The 22,007-nt window shown below is 45.6% G+C and carries 24 protein-coding genes; 20 read left to right on the top strand and 4 right to left on the bottom strand.

The window, feature by feature from the left end:
* Positions 1 to 16 precede the first annotated feature (16 nt).
* The 13 genes from rpsH to PGW94_RS01375 all read left to right on the top strand — a co-directional run bounded on the left by rpsH (position 17) and on the right by PGW94_RS01375 (position 11,444).
* Entirely contained in the window at positions 17 to 415 is a 399-nt protein-coding gene (gene rpsH, locus PGW94_RS01435; protein WP_271757891.1) for a 30S ribosomal protein S8, read from the top strand.
* Positions 416 to 425: 10 nt separating this feature from the next.
* The gene (rplF, locus tag PGW94_RS01430) at positions 426 to 968 is read left to right on the top strand and encodes a 50S ribosomal protein L6 (RefSeq protein ID WP_271757889.1); all 543 of its coding nucleotides are present in this window, start codon (positions 426 to 428) and stop codon (positions 966 to 968) included.
* 16 nt (positions 969 to 984) lie between these two features.
* Positions 985 to 1,350 carry a 50S ribosomal protein L18 gene (gene rplR, locus PGW94_RS01425; protein WP_271757886.1) on the top strand — a complete coding sequence of 122 codons (366 nt, stop codon included), beginning with the start codon at positions 985 to 987 and terminating at the stop codon, positions 1,348 to 1,350.
* Between the two features lie 8 nt (positions 1,351 to 1,358).
* Positions 1,359 to 1,880: a 30S ribosomal protein S5 gene (rpsE, locus tag PGW94_RS01420; RefSeq protein ID WP_271757884.1), complete on the top strand. Its 522-nt coding sequence runs from the start codon at positions 1,359 to 1,361 to the stop codon at positions 1,878 to 1,880.
* A gap of 18 nt (positions 1,881 to 1,898) precedes the next feature.
* Complete coding sequence (gene rplO / locus PGW94_RS01415) at positions 1,899 to 2,336, top strand: 50S ribosomal protein L15 (protein ID WP_271757882.1); 438 nt, start codon at positions 1,899 to 1,901, stop codon at positions 2,334 to 2,336.
* A gap of 31 nt (positions 2,337 to 2,367) precedes the next feature.
* Entirely contained in the window at positions 2,368 to 3,663 is a 1,296-nt protein-coding gene (gene secY, locus PGW94_RS01410; protein WP_271757879.1) for a preprotein translocase subunit SecY, read from the top strand.
* The gene (locus tag PGW94_RS01405) at positions 3,645 to 4,295 is read left to right on the top strand and encodes an adenylate kinase family protein (RefSeq protein WP_271757877.1); all 651 of its coding nucleotides are present in this window, start codon (positions 3,645 to 3,647) and stop codon (positions 4,293 to 4,295) included. Before secY ends, PGW94_RS01405 begins: the two co-directional genes overlap by 19 nt.
* 62 nt (positions 4,296 to 4,357) lie before the next feature.
* On the top strand, positions 4,358 to 4,729 hold the full coding sequence (gene rpsM, locus PGW94_RS01400; protein ID WP_271757875.1) for a 30S ribosomal protein S13: 372 nt from the start codon (positions 4,358 to 4,360) through the stop codon (positions 4,727 to 4,729).
* A gap of 9 nt (positions 4,730 to 4,738) precedes the next feature.
* Positions 4,739 to 5,113 (top strand): 30S ribosomal protein S11, encoded by a 375-nt coding sequence (rpsK, locus tag PGW94_RS01395; protein WP_271757872.1) that lies wholly within the window; start codon positions 4,739 to 4,741, stop codon positions 5,111 to 5,113.
* Positions 5,114 to 5,192: 79 nt separating this feature from the next.
* Positions 5,193 to 6,227 (top strand): DNA-directed RNA polymerase subunit alpha, encoded by a 1,035-nt coding sequence (locus PGW94_RS01390; protein ID WP_271757926.1) that lies wholly within the window; start codon positions 5,193 to 5,195, stop codon positions 6,225 to 6,227.
* Between the two features lie 38 nt (positions 6,228 to 6,265).
* The gene (rplQ, locus tag PGW94_RS01385) at positions 6,266 to 6,664 is read left to right on the top strand and encodes a 50S ribosomal protein L17 (protein WP_271757870.1); all 399 of its coding nucleotides are present in this window, start codon (positions 6,266 to 6,268) and stop codon (positions 6,662 to 6,664) included.
* A 13-nt stretch (positions 6,665 to 6,677) separates the two neighbouring features.
* Positions 6,678 to 9,047, top strand: a complete 2,370-nt coding sequence (pheT, locus tag PGW94_RS01380) for a phenylalanine--tRNA ligase subunit beta (RefSeq protein WP_271757868.1) — start codon at positions 6,678 to 6,680, stop codon at positions 9,045 to 9,047.
* A 285-nt stretch (positions 9,048 to 9,332) separates the two neighbouring features.
* The gene (locus PGW94_RS01375) at positions 9,333 to 11,444 is read left to right on the top strand and encodes a ComEC/Rec2 family competence protein (protein ID WP_271757866.1); all 2,112 of its coding nucleotides are present in this window, start codon (positions 9,333 to 9,335) and stop codon (positions 11,442 to 11,444) included.
* Between the two features lie 115 nt (positions 11,445 to 11,559).
* Here the strand turns inward: PGW94_RS01375 and PGW94_RS01370 are convergent, their stop codons facing one another.
* Genes PGW94_RS01370 through rpmH form a run of 3 tightly spaced genes read right to left on the bottom strand, consistent with a single transcriptional unit; the run spans position 11,560 to position 13,402 of the window.
* Positions 11,560 to 12,888 (bottom strand): alanine:cation symporter family protein, encoded by a 1,329-nt coding sequence (locus PGW94_RS01370; RefSeq protein WP_271757863.1) that lies wholly within the window; start codon positions 12,886 to 12,888, stop codon positions 11,560 to 11,562.
* 29 nt (positions 12,889 to 12,917) lie between these two features.
* Positions 12,918 to 13,277 carry a ribonuclease P protein component gene (gene rnpA, locus PGW94_RS01365; protein WP_271757861.1) on the bottom strand — a complete coding sequence of 120 codons (360 nt, stop codon included), beginning with the start codon at positions 13,275 to 13,277 and terminating at the stop codon, positions 12,918 to 12,920.
* The gene (gene rpmH / locus PGW94_RS01360; protein ID WP_271757858.1) at positions 13,268 to 13,402 is read right to left on the bottom strand and encodes a 50S ribosomal protein L34; all 135 of its coding nucleotides are present in this window, start codon (positions 13,400 to 13,402) and stop codon (positions 13,268 to 13,270) included. The genes rnpA and rpmH overlap by 10 nt, the downstream gene beginning before the upstream one ends.
* A 497-nt stretch (positions 13,403 to 13,899) precedes the next feature.
* On the opposite strand from rpmH, the gene PGW94_RS01355 reads away from it, so the two are divergent.
* From PGW94_RS01355 to pstB, 4 genes are all read left to right on the top strand, one after another.
* The gene (locus PGW94_RS01355; RefSeq protein WP_271757856.1) at positions 13,900 to 14,796 is read left to right on the top strand and encodes a 4-hydroxybenzoate octaprenyltransferase; all 897 of its coding nucleotides are present in this window, start codon (positions 13,900 to 13,902) and stop codon (positions 14,794 to 14,796) included.
* A gap of 27 nt (positions 14,797 to 14,823) precedes the next feature.
* Positions 14,824 to 15,318, top strand: a complete 495-nt coding sequence (locus tag PGW94_RS01350) for a flavin reductase family protein (protein WP_271757854.1) — start codon at positions 14,824 to 14,826, stop codon at positions 15,316 to 15,318.
* Between the two features lie 664 nt (positions 15,319 to 15,982).
* Positions 15,983 to 16,135, top strand: a complete 153-nt coding sequence (locus tag PGW94_RS01345; RefSeq protein WP_271757853.1) for a hypothetical protein — start codon at positions 15,983 to 15,985, stop codon at positions 16,133 to 16,135.
* Positions 16,128 to 16,886 (top strand): phosphate ABC transporter ATP-binding protein PstB, encoded by a 759-nt coding sequence (pstB, locus tag PGW94_RS01340; protein WP_271757851.1) that lies wholly within the window; start codon positions 16,128 to 16,130, stop codon positions 16,884 to 16,886. Before PGW94_RS01345 ends, pstB begins: the two co-directional genes overlap by 8 nt.
* A gap of 1,073 nt (positions 16,887 to 17,959) precedes the next feature.
* On the opposite strand, the gene tgt is transcribed toward pstB, so the two are convergent.
* Entirely contained in the window at positions 17,960 to 19,141 is a 1,182-nt protein-coding gene (gene tgt, locus PGW94_RS01335) for a tRNA guanosine(34) transglycosylase Tgt (protein WP_271757848.1), read from the bottom strand.
* Between the two features lie 303 nt (positions 19,142 to 19,444).
* Between tgt and rpmF the strand changes: the two genes are divergently transcribed.
* From rpmF to PGW94_RS01320, 3 genes are read left to right on the top strand one after another with little or no spacing between them, the layout of a single operon-like run.
* Positions 19,445 to 19,621, top strand: coding sequence for a 50S ribosomal protein L32 (gene rpmF / locus PGW94_RS01330; RefSeq protein WP_271757924.1), 177 nt, complete (start codon positions 19,445 to 19,447; stop codon positions 19,619 to 19,621).
* 6 nt (positions 19,622 to 19,627) lie between these two features.
* Positions 19,628 to 20,671 carry a phosphate acyltransferase PlsX gene (plsX, locus tag PGW94_RS01325; protein WP_271757846.1) on the top strand — a complete coding sequence of 348 codons (1,044 nt, stop codon included), beginning with the start codon at positions 19,628 to 19,630 and terminating at the stop codon, positions 20,669 to 20,671.
* Positions 20,668 to 21,627 carry a beta-ketoacyl-ACP synthase III gene (locus tag PGW94_RS01320; RefSeq protein ID WP_271757844.1) on the top strand — a complete coding sequence of 320 codons (960 nt, stop codon included), beginning with the start codon at positions 20,668 to 20,670 and terminating at the stop codon, positions 21,625 to 21,627. The genes plsX and PGW94_RS01320 overlap by 4 nt, the downstream gene beginning before the upstream one ends.
* The last annotated feature ends 380 nt before the right edge of the window (positions 21,628 to 22,007 follow it).

The following is a 22,007-nucleotide window of genomic DNA, read 5'->3' as shown; positions in this document are numbered from 1 at the left end:
TTAGTGAGGTTTTGTTGTGTCGTTGTCTGATCCCATTGCTGATTTTCTGACGCGTTTGCGTAACGGGCAAGCAGCTATGAACAAGGTGGTTAGAGTTCCTTGTTCCAAGGCGGTGATGGCTGTGCTTAAGATTCTGCTCGAAGAGGGCTATATTGATTCCTTTAGTCTGGAAGAAGATGGGGGTAGTCGTAGGTTCTTTAAGGTGTGCTTGAAGTATTTCAATAGTGCTCCTGCCATTAAGAAGATAGTACGCGTCTCTCGGCCGGGTAGGAGGGTATACTCATCTGCGGAGAAAATGCCACGGTTTTACAATGGATTGGGCGTGTATATAGTGTCTACGTCTAAGGGCATAATGCTGGACAACCACGCGCGTAATGCTGGTGTTGGCGGCGAAATTTTGTGTGGAGTTTTTTAGGAGATATACAGTGTCTAGAGTTGGAGCTATGCCTATAGAGATTCCTGAGGGCGTGAGTGTCGATATTTGTGAAAGCGATGTTACTATCTCTGATAGTAAGGGGGGTAAGTCTGTTTTTGCACTGCGTCACGGTATTAAGGCTGTACTCGATGGTAAGATGCTGGTTTTGGTTAACGAAGGCGGTGGCTCTGCCAGGGCGAAGGTTATGTGGGGAACCTACAGGAGCAACATAAGTAATGCCATAAAGGGGATGACCAGTGGTTTCCTAGTAGAGTTTGAAGTTAACGGTGTAGGGTACAAAGTAACGCAAGATGGCGAGTGCTTGAATGTATCTTTGGGCTTTAGTCATAGCGTGAAGTATGCTATACCCTCTGGGATTGTAGTAAAGTGTACTAAGCCGACGCAGTTTACCATACAGGGCAGCGATAAGGTTAAGGTGCATATGGTTGCGGCGGATCTGTGTTCCATTAGGAGGTACGATCCATATAAGGGGAAGGGTATTTTCATAAAAGGAAAGTACGTGTATAGAAAGGAAGTTAGTAAGAAGAAGTGATAGAGGGAGTCTGTCTATGTCATTGTTTGATCTAGAGAAAGCAGAAAGGCGTAGGAGGCGCGTTAGACTTAAGCTTAGGTCTTTATCCTCTGTCCGGCTTTCGGTGTTTAAGTCCAATAGGCATTTTTACGCGCAGCTTATAGATGATGGGAAGGGTGAAACCGTTGCTGCGGCGTCTACTTTGGAATCAGAGGTGTTGTCTGTTGCGTGCAGACGTGTTAATGCAGGGGCTGTAAAAGTTGTTGCTAAGCTTTTGGCTAGTCGTATTGATGGGCTTGATGCTACCTATCGTAAGTTTGTTTTCGATAGGGGTTCGTATAGGTATATGGGCGTTATTGCCGTGTTTGCGGACGAATTGAGGAGTCTTGGTTTTGAGTTTTAGGTGTTTTGATGAGTGTTGATAGGAAGTCGCGTACATCGAACGATGCGCATGATTTGTCAGAATTGCTTGTATCTGTGCGGAGAGTTTCGAAGGTTGTTAAAGGTGGTAGAAGGTTTTCGTTCTCCGTTTTGGTTGTTGTAGGCGATGAAAAAGGTCGGGTTGGCTGCGGTATGGGAAAACATGCTGAGGTCGCTGAGGCCAAAATCAAGGCTGTCAATGCTGCTAAGAAGAGTATGATTCGCGTTTACCTCAGAGAATCTAGGACTCTGCACCACGATATAACCGCGAAGTTTTGTGCCAGCAGGGTGGTGTTGAGGTCTGCAAAGGTTGGTACGGGCATAATAGCTGGGGGTTCAGTTAGAGCGGTTTTTGAGGTTTTGGGTGTTCAGGACGTTGTTGCGAAAATCATAGGCTCGTCTAACTCTCATACTGTTATTTATGCTGTGTTTGAAGCATTCAAAAATATGTTGTCTCCTAAGCAAGTTGCGGGTAAGAGGGGTCGTAAGGTTTGCGATGTTATCAATGGGTAGTGTTATCTCTGGGGCGTTATGAAATTGAATGAGTTATTTAGTGGCCTTCCGAGGTTGAAGGGGCGTAAGGTTTTGGGCAGAGGCTTGGGATGCGGCAAAGGAAAGACGTCTGGAAAGGGTCACAAGGGGCAGAAGGCGCGGGCTGGATGCAGTATAAAGGGATTTGAAGGAGGGCAGCAGTCCATATTCACTAGACTGCCTAAGAGAGGTTTCAGGTCTATGTCACGTAAAAGGTACGATGTTGTAAACCTCGGAGCCATACAGAAGCTCATTGAAGCTGGGAAGATAGATAGCGGGGCGGAGATAAATAAGGAAACGCTTGTTGGTCTCGGTGTTGTGTCTTCTAGGAATAAGGTTAAGATTCTTGGTAAGGGAAAGTTAGATGCCAAGGTTAGTATACGCTGTGACGCTATATCTCGATCTGCTGAAGGTAAGGTATGTGTGTCGAAGGACTAATTTGTATTTGTGATAGGGGTGCGAGGTAGGTGTGGCGTCGCTGAGTAAGTCTGGGTTACTGGGTAGATTTGGGTTTACGCTACTGGCTTTGGTGATATATCGGTTGGGTACGTATATTCCCATTCCCGGAATAAACCTCGATGTTATAGAGGAGATAGTGTCGGGGCACTCTAAGGGTGTGCTGGGTATATTTAACGTCTTCTCTGGTGGAGCGCTGGGTCGTATGACCATATTTGCGCTTAATGTTATGCCATACATAGTGGCCTCGATAATGGTGCAGTTGCTCACTGTTGCGGTGCCTGCACTCAGTGAGATGAGGCAAGAGGGCGAGCTTGGCAGGGTAAAGATCAATGCCTATACGAGGTACTTGACTGTGGGTTTCTGTCTTGTGCAGGGCCTAATGATCCTGCTGGGTTTGGAGCGGATGAATACGGGTGATGTTATGGTGGTGATAAACCCTGGCATGACCTTCAGAGTGGTTGGCATCAGTAGCTTACTGGCGGGCACAATGTTCTTGCTGTGGCTCGGGGAGCGGATCAATCTCAAGGGAATAGGCAATGGTATTTCCTTGATCATTTTCGTAGGTATAATTTCAGAGCTGCCTAGTTCTCTGTCATCGGTGTTTATGTTGGGGAAAAGGGGTGAGCTTTCGGGCTTTGCAGTGTTTGCAATGCTTGCGTCGTTCTTTGCGTTATTCTTGCTCATTATATTTTTTGAGAGATCGTATAGGAAGGTGTTGGTGCAGTATCCTAAACGGCAGGTTGGTGGGCGTTTCTACAATAGTGACTCTAGTTACATGCCGCTGAAAATCAATATATCGGGTGTGATACCTCCGATATTTGCGAACGCGCTGTTATTATCGCTGATGACACTGGCGAAGTTCAATTCGGGGTCGGCTTGGGCCGATTTCATCTTGGGTAGCTTCTCCGCAGAGGGTGTTTTGTACGTTGCGGTGTATGTCGCACTTATAATGTTTTTTGCGTTCTTCTATACTTCCTTAGTCTTTGATTCGAAGGAGACTGCGGAGATGCTCAAGAAAAACGGGGGATTTGTGCCTGGTAAGAGACCGGGTAAAAGTACTCAAGAGTACTTTGATCAGGTGGTTATGAGACTCACAGTCCTGGGTGCATTGTATCTCTCTGTCGTGTGCGTAGTGCCGGAGGTAGTAAGGCAGTATTGTGCGGTGTCGTTTACTTTGGGAGGGACGAGTTTCCTTATCATTGTAAATGTTATAAACGACACGTTTTCTCAGGTGCAGACTCAGATATATTCTGGGAGGTATAGCGCCTTGATGAAGAAATCGGAGTTATGGAAGAAGATCAAGTGAATTTGCTTATTTTTGGTGCTCCAGGATCCGGGAAGGGCACGCAGGCTAGGTTATTGTCCGAATATCTTCCGTCTTTGAAGGTGATCTCCATGGGAGATTTGCTCAGGTCCGAGGTTGATTCTGGAACGGAGGTCGGCAAAGAGGCAAAGAAAGCTATGCTTGATGGAGCTCTGGTCAGTGACCTTACGGTGTGCCAGATGATTCTCGGGCGGCTGGCGAAAGTTCGGTCAGGTTTTCTTTTGGATGGCTTCCCAAGAAATTTGCGGCAAGCGGAGTTTTTAACCGCGGCTATGCGCTTGCTTGATGGGGATATAGATATTGTCTTCAAGCTTGAAGTTGCTGCTGATGTTGTTGAAAGTAGATTGTGTGGACGTCTGGTGTGTAGTAACTGTGGAGCGGTTACTAACATGGAATTAGCCGCTGGTGCGTGCGAGGTATGCGGGTATGATGGATATAGGCGTCGTGATGATGATTCTGTTGACGTGGTAAGACGGCGGCTTGTTGAGTACGAAAGGGAGATCGTTGCACTGGAGGAATACTATCAGGGCAAGGTCGTGCGTATTAATGGGAATAGGACCGTGGATGAAGTTTATGAAGACGTGAAACGTAGGGTGGATTGTCTAAATAACTAGTTGACGGTATGTGGTACATTTGTTATACAGGGGCTTATTGGTGTTTTTGTTAGGGGTTTTCGGTGGCGCGTATAGGTGGGGTTAATATCCCCGTAAACAAGCGTGTTGTGGTAGCTTTGACTTATATATACGGTATTGGTCCGTCGCTTGCCAACAAGATTTGTGAGGGCTGTGGAATAGACAAGAACCTTCGGGTATCTGCCTTGGGTGATGAGGACGTAGTAAGGATTAGGAATTTTATCAGGGCTAGTTGTGTAGTTGAAGCAGATCTCCGTAAGGAAGTGGCCATGAATATTAAGTTCCTGATGGATATTGGCTGCTATAGGGGGCTAAGGCACAGGCGTAAGCTTCCTGTTCGCGGTCAGAGGACGCATACCAATGCAAAAACTCGCAAGGGCGGCTCTAGGTTGGCTGTCGCCGCTAAGAAGAGGTAGTGGGGTTTTATGGCGGTAATTAAGAAGAAGAGGAATGTTGTTGTAGGAAGGGTGCATATATGTGCCACTTACAATAATGTGATAGTAACGATAGCGGATCAGCAAGGTCATGTGCTAGTTACCACCTCGGCCGGGGCTTGTAATTTCAAGGGTAGCAAAAAGGCTACTCCTTACGCGGCTCAGGAGACGGTAGCTAAGGCGGTGCGGGCTGTTGTTGAGCGGAATGGCATGAAAACGGTTTCTGTTTGTATATCCGGGCCTGGCGCGGGTAGGGAAGCGGCTATAAGGGCCGTGCAGACCTGTAACCTTAATGTTACGTCCATCAAGGACACCACTAAACTTCCCCATAATGGGTGTAAGTTGCCAAAAAGGCGTAGGGTGTAGTTTTTAGTGAGAGAGATTTATGGCGATTTCTAATGGCGATGGGTCAGGTGGTGTGTGTTATGGAGGGGGTAGCTTCTCTATGGCAGATCACTGGAATAAGTTGACGAGGCCGTCTTCAATAAAGGTTATAAGCGGTAGTGGCCCTTGCACTGCGGAGTTAGTAGTAGAGCCTCTGGAAAGTGGTTTTGCGTTGACTCTTGGTAATGCTCTTAGACGCGTTATGATGTCATCTCTTAGGGGTTTTGCCGTTTACGGGATTGAGGTTGAGGGTGCTTCGCACGAACTCACTTCACTATCCGGAGTTAGGGAAGATGTTGCGGATTTGGTGCTGAACCTCAGCATGCTGCGGGTGAAGCTGTTGAGTTCAGGGCAGAAGGTTCTGCGCTTGGTGGCGCGGGGGCCAGGGGAGATTACTGCGGCGGCCATTGGGGATTCTGCGGACCATGTGATCCTCAATAAGGACTTGTATATATGTACTCTCGGCAAGGATGTGGAATTCAGTATGAAGGTCTACGTTAGTAGCGGAAAGGGTTATGTGCCCGCGTCTGAGTACAGGGCTGCGTCTAGGTCGGGTTGCGGTGGCGACGTTGGGCCAGGGTTTATAGCTACTAATGCTTTGTACAGCCCGGTGAAGAAGGTAGCGTTTAGGATAGAGAGGAGTAGGATTGGTCAGTTCACTGACTATGACAGGCTGATAATGTCTGTTGAGACAGATGGCTCTGTAACTCCTGATGAGGCTGTTGCGGTCGCGGCTAAGATACTGCAGGATCAGCTGCAGTCGTTCATAAACTTTGACGAGATTGAGGAAACAAGAAAGAGTATCGATAAGGAAGAGGGGGCTCTCCCTTACGATCACAACTTGCTGCGTAAAGTTGATGAGCTTGAGTTGTCGGTAAGGTCTCACAATTGTCTGAAGAATGACAATATCACTTATATAGGAGATCTAGTTCAGAGGACTGAGTCTGATATGTTGCGGACTCCTAATTTCGGTAGGAAGTCTTTGAATGAGATAAATGAGGTACTTGCGAGTATGAACCTTCATCTTGGGATGAAGGTGCCTAATTGGCCTCCTGAGTCTATTGAGAATCTGAGTAAGCAGTACAGTGATGACTAGTACGTGTTTGTGTGTATGTATGCTAGGGGGAGTTTAATATGAGGCATGGCTTAAGTTACAGGAAGTTTTCCAGGCCTACAGCGCACAGGGCTGCTATGATGATGAATCTCGCGGTTTCTCTTATCAAGAGTGAGAGGATTGAGACTACCTTGCCTAAGGCTAAGGACCTGAGATCGTTTGTAGAGAAGCTTATAACGATAGCGAAGAAATACTCACGTAAGGATCCTGTGTGTGGGAAGAGGCTTTTACTTTCCAGGTTGATGGGGAATCAGGGAGTTGCTGGCAAGTTGATGAGTATCTTGGCTAAGCGTTATGAGAACCGGAATGGGGGTTATACCCGCATAATGAAAAATGGGTTTCGTAGAGGTGATTGCGCGCCTGTTGCAATCATAGAACTGGTTGATAAAGACAAAGACATAAAGGTTGTCAGCAGCTAGTAAGAGGTAGTATGTGAGGTTCACGTATTCTTGGCTGCTGGATTGTCTGGGTACGGAGCATCCTGCTAAGTCTCTCGCTGACGTGCTTACAAATGTTGGGGTTGAGGCGTGTCTTGTCGAGAGTGGTTCGCGATGTACTCGGTCTTTTGTTGTAGCGAAGGTCGAGGAGGTTGCTGCTCATCCTAATGCTAATAAACTGAGCGTGTGCAAGGTGTTCGACGGGGAGAAAACCTTGCAGGTGGTTTGTGGTGCGCCTAACGTACAGGTCGGAATGGTGACCGTGCTGGCTCATGTTGGAGCTGTTGTTCCGCAAAGTGGTATTGTAATAAACAAGGCAGCAATAAGGGGTATAGACAGCGAGGGCATGCTGTGCTCTCTTGCTGAGCTAGGTATTTCTTCAGAGTACAATAGCGACGGCATTGCGGATCTCGCAGACTATGAGATAGGGGAAGATTTTTTCGCTTCTCACGAAGTCATAGAAGTGAGTGTGACGCCTAATAGAGGCGATTGCCTGGGTGTATACGGTATTGCTCGAGAGCTGGCTGCTGCGGGAATGGGTGCTCTAAAGGAGTTACCTGAGCCAGATATTGGTAGATCGCTAGCTGAAGCGCCAATAAAGGTAGATATGCGCGCTAATGGCGTGTTTAGTGGTCGGTACATACAGGCTGTAAACAATAGCCAGCGTTCACCGAGGTGGATCAGAGAGCGACTAGAGGCTTCTGGAATAAAGACGATTTCCTGTGTGGTTGATATTATAAATTATGTCACTATTCTTCTCAATAGGCCAATGCATGTGTACGATGCGGATAAAATAAAGGGTGGATGCTTGATAGTGGAGAAGGCTTCTGCTGGGTGTTTTTCTGCACTTAACGGTAAGGTCTATGATATAGATAGCGAAGATGTTGTTATCAAAGATCGTGAGGGCAACATTCATTGTCTGGCTGGAATCATAGGCTCGGACTTTAGTAAATGTACGTGTGACACGCAGAATATTTTTTTAGAAGCGGCTTGGTATGATCCGGTTGATATTGTTTTGTCATCAAGGAGATTGAAACTCAATACAGATTCTAGTTATAGATTTTCCAGGGGTACTGATGCTAGGTCAGTGAGTCTTGGTCTTGATTACGCAACTTATCTCATAACCAAGTACTGTGGCGGAATTGTCTATGGTTCCGTTGTTTCTGGAAAGATGCCAGAAGAAAGGGTTATGATAGATTTTGATCCGAAGAGCATCTGGGACATTGGCAGTGTGGCAATGGGCCGCGATCGTGTTCTGGGGGTGTTACAGTCTCTTGGGTTTGTTGTAGATACCGTGTCAGAAACTGTTTGGAAGGTAGAAGTGCCATCGTGGAGATGGAATGATATCTCATCCGCGAATGATCTTGTGGAAGAGGTTTTGCGCATAAGTGGGTATGATGAAATACAAGAACAGGTAGTTCTTCCAGTGCGTGGGAAAGTGGAAGTAGAGAAGAGGGATATTGTCAATAGCAGGGTCCGGGCAGCTATGCTCACGCAGGGTTTGACAGAGGTTGTGACATTATCCTTTCTAGGCGCATCTGTTGTTGAGAAACTGGGATTTGTTGCTGAGGATTTACGCATAGAGAATCCTATAAGTAATCATTTCGATACTATGCGTCCTACAGTTCTTACCAATTTGTTGCAGATAACATCTACGAACCATGCATTTGGCCGGGATAGTATAGCTATTTTTGAAGTTGGGGATGTGTATACCGCTCTGGATCTAAGTGAGCAAGTGGTTTGTGGCATACGCTCCGGCGGAGATGCTCCCAGAAACCCGCATACTATGGTCCGCAAGTTTGATTTTTTTGATGTTAAAAACGATGTAGAAAATGTGTTTTTGCAGTTTGGAATTCGGGGGCGGGATTTAGAATTGCAAGAAACTTCTAAAACTTACTTGCACCCTGGGAAATCGGCAGACATCTACTACAGAAATAAGTTTTGCGGGTATGTGGGTGAGTTACATCCGGAATTGGCGGAGTTTTTCGAGTTAAAACATCAGGTAGCCTGTTTCGAAGTGTTTTTATCCAGGATTGCTTCTTGTGCTGATAATACCGTGAAAGCGGAAAGGTTTTATGTAAACAAGTTTCAAGTAGTCAGGAGAGATTTTGCGTTTGTTCTTGATAAGAATGTCAAGGCTGGGTCGCTCGTTGCTGTTGTGGAAGCAATAAAGCATGTGGAAAGTGTTGCGGTATTTGATGTCTATGTAGGTGATGGAATTCCCGAAGATAAGGTGTCCATGGCGATAATGGTGACGATAACGTCTAAGGTGGGTACTATGACTGATGCGGAGATAAAAGAAGTGACTGATGGCATAGTGCAGGCTGTAAAGGACAAATTAGGTGGGCAGCCGAGGCTTGATTGATTCTACCCAGAGATCATTAAGTTAATTTCAAACATGCGGACCTGTACCGCGTACACGCTGGGATATCCCGAATGGTAGGGTGCACTGTTAATTTACTGGAAGACAAGAAGTGCCTGGTGCGTATTTCCTCGTTTGATTGCAGGTTCGGTGTCCATTGCTGTGTGCTGCGCTAATTTTGTGTGTTGGAACTCGTATAGCGTTTTTATTTGGTATAGGTCCGTAAAGTGGTTGATTTTGAGATAAATATTAAATAATTAACTACTTAGCTAAGTTACACGAGATGCAATGCGTGAGTACTGGTTGCAGGTAATAGTACTCGCCGTTCTCGTGAAGCAAAAACTGTCCGTGCAAATAGGAAATTTCGTACTTTGGATACCGATATTTCAAGCCATAGGCATCATTTTGTACTTTTCTATGGAAAGTGAGCCAAGCGCGCTACTGATGGCAAGTCTTGTCGTATGTGGTTTGGTTCTAACATTTATGGTGTCTAGGCATCTATACTTGAGCCCACTACTGGTAATAATTTTTGGGTTTACATGTGCATACGTGAAGACCAGGATACTTTACCCTAAAGACTTTGCCATAACTCAGAAAACATACGTAAAAGACAAGGTTGGTACTCTACGTGAGATTGATTTCAGGCCGCAATATGCGCAACTGTTGCTTTGTGATGTGGAAGGAAAAAAGCGTGCGAAAACCTGTATGAGAATGACTGTGAGGACTGCAATTGATTCAGAGATCAAAGTGGGTGATACGGTAAAATTTTCCGGATTTGTGTATCCCCCCAGAGCATCTATGTCCATAAATGGATATGACTCCGCGCGTGCTGCATACTTCAAGGGAATAGGGGCTGTGGGTTTTGCTACGTCGAAAGTGCAGTTATACCAAAGAGCGGATGGGGTAAAATTCCTACAGTTCGTTGAGAGGATCAGGCTCAAAATATACGAAAGACTGCGCTCTGGATTGAGTAGGGACAGCGCTGAGGTACTGTCTGCATTGGTTATAGGAAAAAAACTGGGGATAAAAGAAGAAGTTCTAAACGATGTGAGAAAAGCAGGTCTAGCACATTTGTTTGCAATTTCTGGATTACATTTGTCGTTTATTGCGGGGATAGTGTTTCTTGTTTCTAGAAGCGTATTTGCATGTTCGGAAGTGCTAAGCTTAAATTGCAATATGAAAAAGCCGTGTGCGGTTATAGCCGCAATAGCAGGCTTATTCTACTTGCTTATTGCTGGGATGCCAATTTCTGCGTGTCGGGCATTTATAATGGTGGCAATGTCGTTTTTAGGAATCATTCTCGACCGACAACACAACGGTCAACGTTCTGTGGCAGCTGCGGCCAGTATTATACTTTTTCAGTCTCCTGAAGCGGTTCTCTCGCCCAGCTTTCAAATGTCTTTTGCTGCTGTACTATCCTTAGTCTCTATACCAAGGTTGTTTGGTGCTATGGTTACAGCAAATAGCGTGCTTAGATACTTTGTAGCTACGGGTACTAGCTCACTTGTTGCAAGCGTGTCAACCGCTCCATACGTTGTGTACCATTTCCACTATTTTTCCATGGCAGGAGTGATAGCGAACGTTATAGCAATTCCTCTTACTACGCTGGCTATAATTCCACTAGGCGTAATTTATCTCTGCCTTGGTAACACGATTTTCGATGCAGGTATAGGATATTTCCTCGAGCATGCAGTGAATTCATTGCTGTTAATCGCAAAATACACGGCTCAAATAAAATGGGCTTCCGTTACGTCTCTCAATATTACAAACGGAACGTTATTGTCGATGACAGCAGGAATGCTGGTAGTATTTTTATGTCACGGAGCGTTCAGAATAGTTGCTGCAACAAGCTGTTTTTTCATTGCTATACTATGTGAAAATGTCCATCAAACACCAGACATCATTTTTGATTATGGTTCTGTGGTAGTTAAAGAAAGGGATTCAAAGTTATACTTTGCCTTGCGGGAGAAAAGTAAGCGTTGTCTAAAATATGCGCGATGGGCTAGGGATAACGCCCAGGATGAGGTGCTGACGTACGACCAGAACGCTACTGCTACCAGGCTTGTGTGTGTGGAAGGGGGCTGTGTGTACGACGGACGCGTACTATTGGCCCAAACAGAAGGTTTTTTGTTGAAGCACTGCAACAGTGTAGAGGCTGCTGTTTTCTACGGTGAGAGCAGGCGTTCTGCTGAATGTAGCAGTGCTTGGTACGTCGATCAACGGGCGATCCGAAACAATGGAACCCACTATGTGTGGCTAGGAGAATCATCAATAAAACTTGCTATTACTAAAACCAAACGACCGTGGCATGCGAACGTTACCGTTGTCATGGATCGCTACAAAGGCGGAAGTTCAGGAGCTTTCTCCCGTGACTCAGTTTTGCCTACGCTACAGCATTAATAACAGCTTTTACCGACCGTTTTAAAAGTTGATAGTATGCCCTCTTAGCACTGTGCAATTATGTCCGCGGTACAGCAAGTCGGTGCCTTGGTTTCCGCTATACGAACATAAAGAGCTATTTTCTTCTACCTATGTTGGTAAACATAGCGTCTCGGTATTTGTTTAGCATTATGAGAATGCCCAGGGTGTTTATTATTATGGAAATTGAGGTAGAGATATCAGCTAGATCCCAGAGAAACTTAACTGTTCCAAGAGCCCCTAGTGGAATCATTGTCACGAAGAGAGATGCCCAGCATTTGTCCAAGAAATTGTTGCCGTTTGACACGTATGCTATCACTTCTCTTGAGCACAGGAACCATGTTAATATTGTTGTGAGCGAAAAGCAAAATACCAGCAGGATCAGCGCGTACTCCGTCAGCCCACTGCCAAGAGCCCTTGTGAATGCGGTAAAGCACATATTAGTGCTCTCAAGGCCGAGGTCAGTCCACACGTTTGTCGTTAACAGCACCATAGTCGTTATAAACGTTACCATGGCCACTATGTACGGTGATATTAATGATATTAAACTCTGTTCTACGGCAAAATCGCGATCGGCAGGGCCATTGCTTTTTACCATTGAATGAACTGTGCCCTCCAAGCCCAAACCTATATCTGTTGCAAAAATTCCGCGCAATGCTCCGACCTGAATCATAGATAAAGTCTCTGCGACGAAAGCAAGAAAAGCCCCGTGACGGAAGCTTTCTACACTTAGAGAGCTGTGTAGTATCAACTTTAGCGATGGTACTATGTTATGTCCAAATTTACTTAGAGTTACTGTGGCCAATGTAATGTAAAATACGGTCATTGCCGGCACTATCTTGGAGATGCCTTTACCAAGATAGTCTGAATTCATTGTGCTTATAAAAGCCAGAATGATAACCATAATTATCCCAGCCATTATAGGTGGCTGGCCTATGAGGTGCATTGATATGGATAAAGAATTTACCTGAACCAAATTCCCCACCGTGACGGCGCATATAACAGTAACAGTGGCCACTGCGTATGTGGCCCATTTTGTCTTGAACGCGCGCTGTAGGTAAACCACGGGGCCGCCGTAGACTCTGCCATTTACGTTTTCTTTCGTCATTATGCTCAGATAGCAGGTAACGTACTTGATTATGGAAGTTAAAGCTATGATTGCGATCATCCACACTATGAATCCGGGCCCCCCAGACCTGAGAGCCACAGCTGTTCCAGACAAGTTTCCAACCCCTAGGTTACCGCCAACAATTGCGCAAAGCGCCGTGATGGAATTAAAACCGCCACCGTTGCCATTACACAAGTTTGAAAATGTGGAGTTGAACTTACGCACCTGAAGCCATCGTGAAGCGAACGATAACCTAAACCCGGTAAACAGCAACAGTGCGATAGCCGGAACAGAAAAAAACAGCTTTATGAAGTACATAACCCGCGCGTCTTAAATGAAAAGGTGACCTACAAATACAAGCCTAACTTTTTGAGACAAACCGTAAGGCTGCGCTGCACTCTGTCAAGCTTAACATCAGATAACCGGCGGCTACTTACCAGCACGTAACAGAACCCCCTGTCCGCACTCTGAGGCAACACGCCCTCGGCAGCAACACGAAGTTTACGCTTTATCTTGTTACGCACCACAGCATTGCCAGACTTCCTGCTTACAGTGAACCCCACTCTAATCAATCCATCGTCTAACGAGGAATGCGAATAACCAACCGCTTGTAGTAGCAAACCACCGCTACTCGCGGCGCTACCAGACAACCTAGCACGTGCAAACTCCTGTCTCTTCTTAAGAGTCACTAGCCCTTTCAGGCGCACAAAACACCCCGACCTTGAGCGCGGCGTCTGTTAAGTATCTTCCTGCCCCACTTTGTGGACATTCTAGCACGAAAACCGTGTCTGCGCTTCCTTACGATCCTACTTGGTTGAAAAGTTCTCTTCATTGTACCTAGCCATTTATCAGCGCTAACGTGTACTCAGCCTACAGCCAGTACGTAATGTTGTCAAGCGCAATCACCCCCATGATATTACTCATGGCGACACCATAGCGCTAAAGTACCAGGGCGCGCACTTGAGTGCTTTTATGTGGCACTGGTCAGCACGCGTTATCTCAACCTACACCGTGAAGGCGTTTTATGCAGTGCATTGGCAAAATATAATTTGTTGTTAATAGCCATTGGGGGCGCATTGCCGCATGATACATTGTCTCTATACTGGTGTATAGTTAGCCCTTAATGTACACTCAACATTGTACAGTTTCCCTTTATAATGTTTTAGGAATACAATGTTAGGCCCCTGTCGGTAAGATACATGTCGTTCTTACGGGGTAGACGTTGTGTTATGAAGAGGGATTTGAAAGTGAGGCTCATGGCATTACGGCACAGCAATTACGGCTGGGCCGGGCGTGTACTTTAGTCGTCTTAATGTTAGTAGTGTAGGTATGCTAAGCAAGAGGTTCGCCGTGAATATAATAAAGAAAGCGCTAGGTTGGTTTGTACCATATGCTCAATTGATGAGACTTCCAAGTGCTGAGATATCTTTGCTTGCGACCTTTCCTACATGTGCCAGCATAGTGCTTGCGTCGGATAGCCTGTACAAGGTGCTGGGGTTGTTTGTACTCAGTGCTATCGGTGCGTTGGTCCTCAGAACAGCTGGATGTATCATCAATGACATATTCGATAGGAATATAGACATTCATGTTGAGAGGACTAAAAACCGGCCCATAGCGCGTGGAAAACTAACAGTGTATAACGCACTGTGTGCGCTTGTACCGTTGGTTTGTATTGCAGGTTTAATATTATTGTTCACGAACAAGTTGTCGTTCTATCTCAGCTTGATTTGTGCACTGGGTGTTATTGTTTATCCGCTAATGAAGAGGTTTTTCTCATATCCCCAGTTTGTATTGGGTATAGTGTGGAATTTAGGCGTACTAATAGGGTCTGCCATGGCTGCGAACCGCATTGTACCGGGTGCTGTATTGATGTACATAGGTTGTGTGTTTTGGACCACAGCATTTGACACAATATATGCACACCAAGACAAAGAGGATGACGCCCTACTGGGGCTAGGTAGCACTGCCATAACATTTGGAAATAATGCTAGTCTGTACGTTCGGCGTCTGTATTTACTTACCGTGACAATGTGGATTTGCGCTGGTGTAGTTTCTTCATTGAGCTGGATATACCACGCATTTGTAATTGCGAATGCTGGGGTGTTTTATTACCAGTGCAAGAAGACAGATTTTGACAATCCTGCTAGATGCATGTATATGTTCAAGACCAATATATACGTGGGGGCATTGCTGTTCTTGGGTGTGTGTTTGGGTCGCGTTATATAGTTCACAGGTGCCTTTCGTGCTTTTCAGATGCAGATAGGAAGAAATGTATCGGCGGGGCGCTTCAAGTCTTGTATGGGCAGGTTCGCTACAGGTGTGACAGTAGTCACGGCTGTTGACAGCGCCGGTAAGAAGTATGGTCTCACTGTAAATTCCTTTAATTCGGTGTCCTTGGATCCACCGCTGATTTTGTTTTCACTGCAAAAGTCTGCTTCAAGATTTAGTGCTTTCAGCCAGTGTGCGGAGTTTGTTGTTAATGTGCTAAGTGACAGGCAGAAGAACGTGTCTGACGATTTTGCATGTAGAAGTGAGGATCACTGGGATAAGCACGATTTTGTGAAACTATCCGAGCTTCCCGTTATTTGTGGAGCAATTGCCTATTTTCACTGTTCTCAGTACAGGATGTATGATGGAGGCGACCATGAAATCGTTGTGGGCCTTGTGCTCGACTGTGCAACACTTGAAGATGATGACCCACTGTTATATTTTCGTGGTAAATATTGGTCTATAGATCGGGAGCTGTAGCGGTTTTGGATTAGAGCATAGGGTGCTTACCGCAGAGTTTTTGTGTCATCCAAGTGTAGCTGTGCATCATGGTAATGTGTGTAGTGTAAGTTTCCTTTCCTTAAATTGCCTTTAGATGTACCTTTTTGTATGAACCTTGCCATTGTGCAATGGTATTATGCTGCGTGCAGGATAGTTCGCCTGATTCAATGTTTTGCCACGGATGTCATGCCGACAGGGTTGTCATTGATATGTTGTTGTCAGAAATATGTGGTACACATGGGAAACTTAGGTATATGTGATGATTCGGGATATGTGGTTAGTTTATTAGTTGCAGTAACGTAGAGTGTTCCAAAGAGTCGTCAGGTGTTCCTCAAGGTTTGTTTGTATTTCTTGGTGCACCGTGGTAGATTCGCACGTGGTACAACAACGAACTTGGCAGCATGGCTTTGTAGTTCGGGTTCAGACCGCTGTTTATGACCGTTACTGTAGGTTATCCTGGAAGGATCAGGGTGGATGACTTTGTTACCGTGAGGTCGCTATCGCTATAGAAGATTTTGTTATTTCGTTTGGCGAATGTAAAATATTACTATGGCCTATTAGTGCGAATATGAGTTTTGTGTAGATATAATAGAAGCCTGTATGGCTGTTCAATTATGGACGTGGCGTAGTCAGAGTAAAAGTTATGTGGCTATTGGTGGAAGAGGGGATAGTGAGATTACTTAACGTGGGGCAGTGCAGAGAAGTTCTGGGGTGTGGTATGGTAGATACGGTATGTGCTGCGGTACGGACCGGGGTTTTTGCCAAGCTGCTGAAAATACGGTGTTTATATGTCTGATATGCATGCCATGGTGGAGAAACTTAATCTGTGGTACGACGATAAGCAGATTTTGTTTGATGTGGATCTGAATGTATGCAAGCGGGAAGTCACGGCGCTTATAGGCCCTTCCGGATGTGGAAAATCCACGTTTCTAAGGTGTTTTAATCGTATGAATGACTTTGTCCCAAACTGTAAGGTTGAGGGTCGTATCGTTGTTGACGGTATGGACGTTTTTTCGGAAAGTACCAACGTAGTATTACTGAGGGCCAAGGTTGGAATGGTATTTCAAAAGCCAAATCCGTTTCCAAAGTCAATATATGAAAACATAGCTTATGGTCCCAAACTGCATGGGATAGCAAGAGGTAAAAGGAAGCTTGACATCGTGGTTGAAGAAAGTCTTAGAAGTGTGGGACTGTGGGAAGAGCTGGGTGACAGGCTACGCGATAACGCTTGTAAGCTTTCTGGAGGGCAGCAACAGAGATTGTGCATAGCACGGGCTATCGCTGTGAGGCCTACTATGCTGCTGATGGATGAACCGTGTTCAGCGCTGGATCCTGTTGCGACAGGGGTAGTGGAAAATCTTATAAGGGACCTGAAGAAGAACTTTACGATAGTAGTGGTTACGCACTCGATTAAGCAGGTGCAGAAGATTGCCGACAAAGTTGTGTTCTTTTCTGGTGGTAGGATTGTTGAGCATGGTTCGACTCAAGAGGTGTTCCAAAGCCCGAAATCTGCTGATGTTAAAGGGTACCTTGAAGAGCATAATTAGGGCAGATGCGCGTGTTATGTGTCCATAGGCCAGTGCTTGGTACAATGTGGTAATTACTGTGTGAGCAGGTGACTTGTACTGTGGTATCTTGTGTTTGAATGTGTTTTTATGCTGAATCGAGCATATGCCTATCGACACAGAAGGGTGTTTTAGGATACCCAGGGGGCTCATGCCTTGTGTGGTGTTTATTATAACTATTTTAGGTCTCAACCGTATTGTAGCTCTTGCAGGTAGTAACTACTTTAATACGGTTCTGTTGTTTGGCATTCTATCGCGCCACTAGATATGGTTTAGCTCAACGTCCACAGATATGTGAATATCTACCATGCGCAAGCTTCATTTCAAGGTTTGCGTGCATAAACAAAAAACACAGTATTATTTTGTGTGTGCAGTGGAAAAGGCTCCAGTGTAGCCCGTTAGGATGCTGCTGCATAACACTGGTTATGGTTTTTATCGAAACACCTGCTTGTGTCGGAGTGCGTTACAGGAACACATGACTATGTAAATGCTGTATATGTGCTTTGTTTTGGGTTTCGGGTGCATAAGTGATCACCTTCTGTGTGCAGTGAAATTGGATCAAGTTTTGGCGTTTTGAATTCTGCCACATCGCTGGTCACGATTTTTATAGAGAGACACCTGCTTGTGCGGAAATGCGTTACCGGAGCTCCTGACCATGTAGATATCTGCTATAAACGTGCTTTGTTACTAGGCTCCAGGCGTATAAGCACTCACCTTTTGTGTACAGTGAAATGGGATCCGGTTTTGGCGCTCTGAATTCCACCGCACCCTGGTTATGGTTTATGCGCTACATATGGGCTGCAGGGTGTATTAAAGGGGCCTATATGGAGAAGCGCCTGGCTATTATGGTTTAGCTTATGGTTTCAGGGCATTGTTACCTTGAAGGTGTTTAACCCAGACCATAACTACACAGATCACGCTCGGGCCTGTACCGTGTAACCGGCGTTCCACCACATCAACCTATTTAAAAGGGCTGCTGTTCCGGTAATAGGGGCTGGATGTGTGTGGTGGGGCCTAAATCCGACGTAAAGCGCGTGTTATGACTTTGCTCATCGTTAGTTTAAGGCCCAGCGCTTCAGCTCTTGCTCCAGCGTATGATTCATTATTGCCCTTCTGACCAGTTGCATGAGGCTATTCATAAAGTGAATGTTGTGCGTTGTGGCAAGCGAATAAGCAAGGAGTTCCCGTGCTTTTAGAAGATGATGTAAGTACCCCCTGGAATGGGTTTTGCACGTATAGCACGTGCAGTCATGCTCTATGGGATCTAAGCTGTTTTTAAACTTTGGAGAGCGGAGGTTTATATACTCTTTTCCAGGCATGTCTCTATTTTCTGGTTTCACCAAAACGGCGCCATGGCGCGCAATTCTTGTCGGATACACACAGTCAAAAGTATCTATACCGTTTAAAGCACCGTGAAATATGTCTACAACATTTCCAATACCAAGTAAGTGCACAGGGCGCTTTTTCTCAAGCATGCCATTTGTCATAGATACGGTGTCATACATTTGTTGCTTACATGAGCCCAAGGAACCCCCTATAGCGTACCCAAAAAACGGAGATTCATTAGCAAAGTCGCTGCTGGTCTGCCTCAGGTCTTCGTATACGCCTCCTTGGATTACACAGTACAAAGCTTGGGTGCCTGCACTTGACATCTTAAAAGCTTCCAGAGATCTTGCTGCCCAGCGTATGCTCATGAGCATAGACCGTTTTGTATACTCATAACTTGTGTGGAATGGCGTGCACTCATCAAGTACAACGACGAGATCAGCTCCTAGTTTGCGTTGGATCTCCATGGATCTTTCTGGGGTTAAGTGATACTCTCGGCCATCTATATATGACCTAAATCTTGCGCCTGTTTCATCTATTTTTATCAGCGATGCATTGGACTGTCGCAGACTACCTTTTAACTCCTGCGAGACTGACCCGTATCCCAGGCTGAAGATCTGGTACCCACCTGAATCAGTGAGCATGGGCCCATCCCATCCGGTCATACCATGTAGGCCGCCAAGCTGTTCAACTGTATCTTCTCCTGGTTGAAGCATGAGATGGTATGTATTGGACAAAATTATTTGTGTTCCACATTCCTTTACCGCACGCGTATCTAAGGATTTAACGGATGCCTTTGTGGCGCAAAATATAAAAGCAGGAGTGTATATATTTCCATGTGGTGTGCGAATGATTCCCACCCTGGCTTTACCTGTCTCGGACAGAATCTTAAAGTTAAAATTTTTGTACATACAGTACGTTTATGAAAGTTTAAAGAAATGCTGGTAATGGTAGGCCATTAATTGGTATCTTGCACCAAAAATTTGAATCTATTGTAGCGCGCTGCTTTGTGGACCAGTTGTATGTCTACACTGCGTGCGATGCGAGTATCATGTGCTATTTGCAAGATACAGAAATTGTGGCTTGCTGAAATGATTTCTTTTGGTGATATAGACCACTCATGAGTCGTGGCGTTGCTGCGAACTTGTAAATTGCTGTTGCGAATATTTGTTTTCTCTGTGACAATAAGGGCTTTCGTCAACGAGGGTTGTATCATGGCTGTGCCGAAGAGAAAGAAGTCTAAGTCGCGTCGTAATATGCACCGTTCTCATTTAGGGCTCGAGGCACCAAACGTTGTTATTGATCCCACCACTGGGGAGTATAAACTGTCACACCATGTGTGCTTGGGCGGATACTACAACGGTAAGCAAGTGGCAAAATCTAAAGTGTAGCTATTGATGACAGAAAGTCAGAGTGAGAGTTTGTCTATCGCACTTGATGCTATGGGGGGAGATGCAGGCCCTGAAGCAGTAATTGAAGGTGCGAACATGTTTCTGTCGGGCGTTGTTCCTTGCCCGGGGAAGGTTCACTTCAGTATATATGGCAAACAGGATGCCGTATTGCCGGTTTTGTCTAAGTACAAATTGGTTGAGGAAAACAGCATATTTATTGATGTCCCAGATGCGGTTCTCTCTACCGACAGGCCCTCGTATGCATTGAGGCATAGAAGGCGTTCTAGCATTTGGCAAGCGGTGGAAGACGCTAAGAAGGGTCTTGTTGGCGGCGTTGTTTCTTCTGGCAACACTGGTGCTGTTATGGCAATTTCTAGGTATTTATTGGGGACGATAGAGAGCATAGATAGGCCTGCGATCGCTTCTGCAATACCTTCTGGAAGCGGCAAGGACCTCCTTATTCTAGATTTGGGAGCTAATGTTGAGTGCAGTGCGGAAGCCTTGTTCCAATTCGCAGTGATGGGTGTTGCGTTTGCCAAGGCGGTAATGGGGAGAAGTGACCCCAAGGTAGGTCTCCTGAATGTAGGGGAAGAAGAGGTAAAAGGGACATATGTAGTACAGGAAGCGTTTGCATTACTAAGAAAGGCCAAATCAAAGATGGACTTTTATGGGTATGTTGAGGCTGATGTAGCACTGAAAGGTGAAGTGGATGTCCTGGTTACTGATGGGTTTTCAGGTAACGTGATGCTGAAAACTATCGAGGCAGTTGCGAATACCCTTGTTGGCATGCTTAAGGATTCTTTAAAGACTTCTTTGGTTTCCAGGATAGCAGCTTATATACTAAGGCCTAACTTCAGGAGAGTGTTGCGTGTAGTGGAACCTAAAACCTTTAATGGTGCCATGTTATTGGGCCTTAACGGAGTTGTGGTTAAAAGCCATGGTGGGGCGGATGCTAAAGCTTTCGCTTATGCTATCAGGGCAACTGTTAACGCGGTGCGTTACAATATTGTTTCTAAAATCGTGTCGGAAATAAGCGAAATCGGGTCATGAGAGCAGTTTTGCGAGGAGTGGGCTCTTGTTTGCCTGGTAAAGTCGTCACTAACGACGACCTTTCTCTCATTGTTGATACTACCGATGAGTGGATATTTCGCAGGACTGGTATAAAGAGGCGATGTTTGGTTGGGGAAGGTGAAACTACAGCGGATATGGCCACAAAAGCGGCTGAGCGTGCTTTAGCTGATGCAGGGATCTCTGCGACAGAGGTGGATCTTATAGTGGTTGCCACGGCTACTCCTGATAAGACGCTGCCGAGTTGTGCTTCTATGGTTCAAAATAGGCTGGGGTGCTCCAGTGCTTTTTCTTTCGATATTAATGCTGCCTGCTCTGGCTTTATATACGGTGTTTCTATTGTGGATAGCCTTATAAAGATGGGTCAGGTAAAAGTTGCATTGCTGATAGGCGCTGAGACAATGTCTAGAATAGTCGACTGGAGCGACAGGACTACATGCATATTGTTTGGCGATGGTGCGGGTGCTTGCGTGTTCAAAGCAGACGATTCTGAAGGAGATCGTGGCATCATATCTGTGTTGCTATATGCGGATGGGAGCCTAAATGATATTTTGTACACAACTGGAGGTGTTGCGTCTACGCAGACTGCCGGACACATATGTATGCAGGGCACAGTACTGTTCGAACATGCCATACTGAAGCTTTGCTCATCCATTTCAGAGGTCTTGAAGAAGTGCTCTGTGTGCATAGACGATATAGACTGGTTTGTTCCCCACCAGGCAAACATTCGTATTGTTGATATGGTTGCAAAAAAACTAAAATTCCCAAGGGAAAAGGTTATCCTAGACATAGAGGATCACGCTAATACTTCTGCCGCGTCCATACCTTTAGCTGTCAGCTGTGCAAAACGAGATGGTAAGTTGCGAGAGGGTCAACTTGTTTTGTTTGCGGCTATGGGTGCTGGTCTGACATGGGGAGCCGGCCTTGTCAGGCTTTGATGCTGCAACTGTTCTTTGAGTTCATTTCACATTAGCCAATTCTTTCTTTAGGTCGATAGACGCGAGATATTTTATTCTAGATGCAGAAGGTAATGCACTTATTTGTGGGTAACGTATTTACGCTATGTTAGCGGAAAAAATTGTTATGGCACGAACGCGGTAACAGCTGGACCATAGAGTATAGAGGCTTGTTACATGAAAGAAGGAAAGGGTAAGTTGATTCCGAATGTTGAAAAGCATAGGTGGTAATGGTTGGGTTATGCATAAGCGCTTTATGCCGTGAAAGCTAGAGGTGGGTGGAGTGATGTTTGGGGCTTTCCTCATGTACTATAATTTGCCTTCGAAAAAAGGCGCCTGTGCTTTTGTTCATGGTAAACCAT

Source organism: Candidatus Anaplasma sp. TIGMIC (assembly GCF_028204095.1).
GTDB lineage: Bacteria > Pseudomonadota > Alphaproteobacteria > Rickettsiales > Anaplasmataceae > Anaplasma.
This window is presented reverse-complemented; position numbering and strand designations above follow the sequence as displayed.

Coding starts and splice junctions, on each gene's coding strand:
- rplR (WP_271757886.1), top strand. CDS start 985: ATGTCATTGTTTGATCTAGAGAAAGCAGAAAGGCGTAGGAGGCGCGTT.
- rpsE (WP_271757884.1), top strand. CDS start 1,359: ATGAGTGTTGATAGGAAGTCGCGTACATCGAACGATGCGCATGATTTG.
- rplO (WP_271757882.1), top strand. CDS start 1,899: ATGAAATTGAATGAGTTATTTAGTGGCCTTCCGAGGTTGAAGGGGCGT.
- PGW94_RS01405 (WP_271757877.1), top strand. CDS start 3,645: ATGGAAGAAGATCAAGTGAATTTGCTTATTTTTGGTGCTCCAGGATCC.
- rpsK (WP_271757872.1), top strand. CDS start 4,739: ATGGCGGTAATTAAGAAGAAGAGGAATGTTGTTGTAGGAAGGGTGCAT.
- PGW94_RS01390 (WP_271757926.1), top strand. CDS start 5,193: ATGGCAGATCACTGGAATAAGTTGACGAGGCCGTCTTCAATAAAGGTT.
- rplQ (WP_271757870.1), top strand. CDS start 6,266: ATGAGGCATGGCTTAAGTTACAGGAAGTTTTCCAGGCCTACAGCGCAC.
- PGW94_RS01375 (WP_271757866.1), top strand. CDS start 9,333: ATGCGTGAGTACTGGTTGCAGGTAATAGTACTCGCCGTTCTCGTGAAG.
- PGW94_RS01370 (WP_271757863.1), bottom strand. CDS start 12,888: ATGTACTTCATAAAGCTGTTTTTTTCTGTTCCGGCTATCGCACTGTTG.
- rpmH (WP_271757858.1), bottom strand. CDS start 13,402: ATGAAGAGAACTTTTCAACCAAGTAGGATCGTAAGGAAGCGCAGACAC.
- PGW94_RS01355 (WP_271757856.1), top strand. CDS start 13,900: ATGCTAAGCAAGAGGTTCGCCGTGAATATAATAAAGAAAGCGCTAGGT.
- PGW94_RS01350 (WP_271757854.1), top strand. CDS start 14,824: ATGCAGATAGGAAGAAATGTATCGGCGGGGCGCTTCAAGTCTTGTATG.
- PGW94_RS01345 (WP_271757853.1), top strand. CDS start 15,983: ATGTGGCTATTGGTGGAAGAGGGGATAGTGAGATTACTTAACGTGGGG.
- pstB (WP_271757851.1), top strand. CDS start 16,128: ATGTCTGATATGCATGCCATGGTGGAGAAACTTAATCTGTGGTACGAC.
- tgt (WP_271757848.1), bottom strand. CDS start 19,141: ATGTACAAAAATTTTAACTTTAAGATTCTGTCCGAGACAGGTAAAGCC.
- rpmF (WP_271757924.1), top strand. CDS start 19,445: ATGGCTGTGCCGAAGAGAAAGAAGTCTAAGTCGCGTCGTAATATGCAC.
- plsX (WP_271757846.1), top strand. CDS start 19,628: ATGACAGAAAGTCAGAGTGAGAGTTTGTCTATCGCACTTGATGCTATG.
- PGW94_RS01320 (WP_271757844.1), top strand. CDS start 20,668: ATGAGAGCAGTTTTGCGAGGAGTGGGCTCTTGTTTGCCTGGTAAAGTC.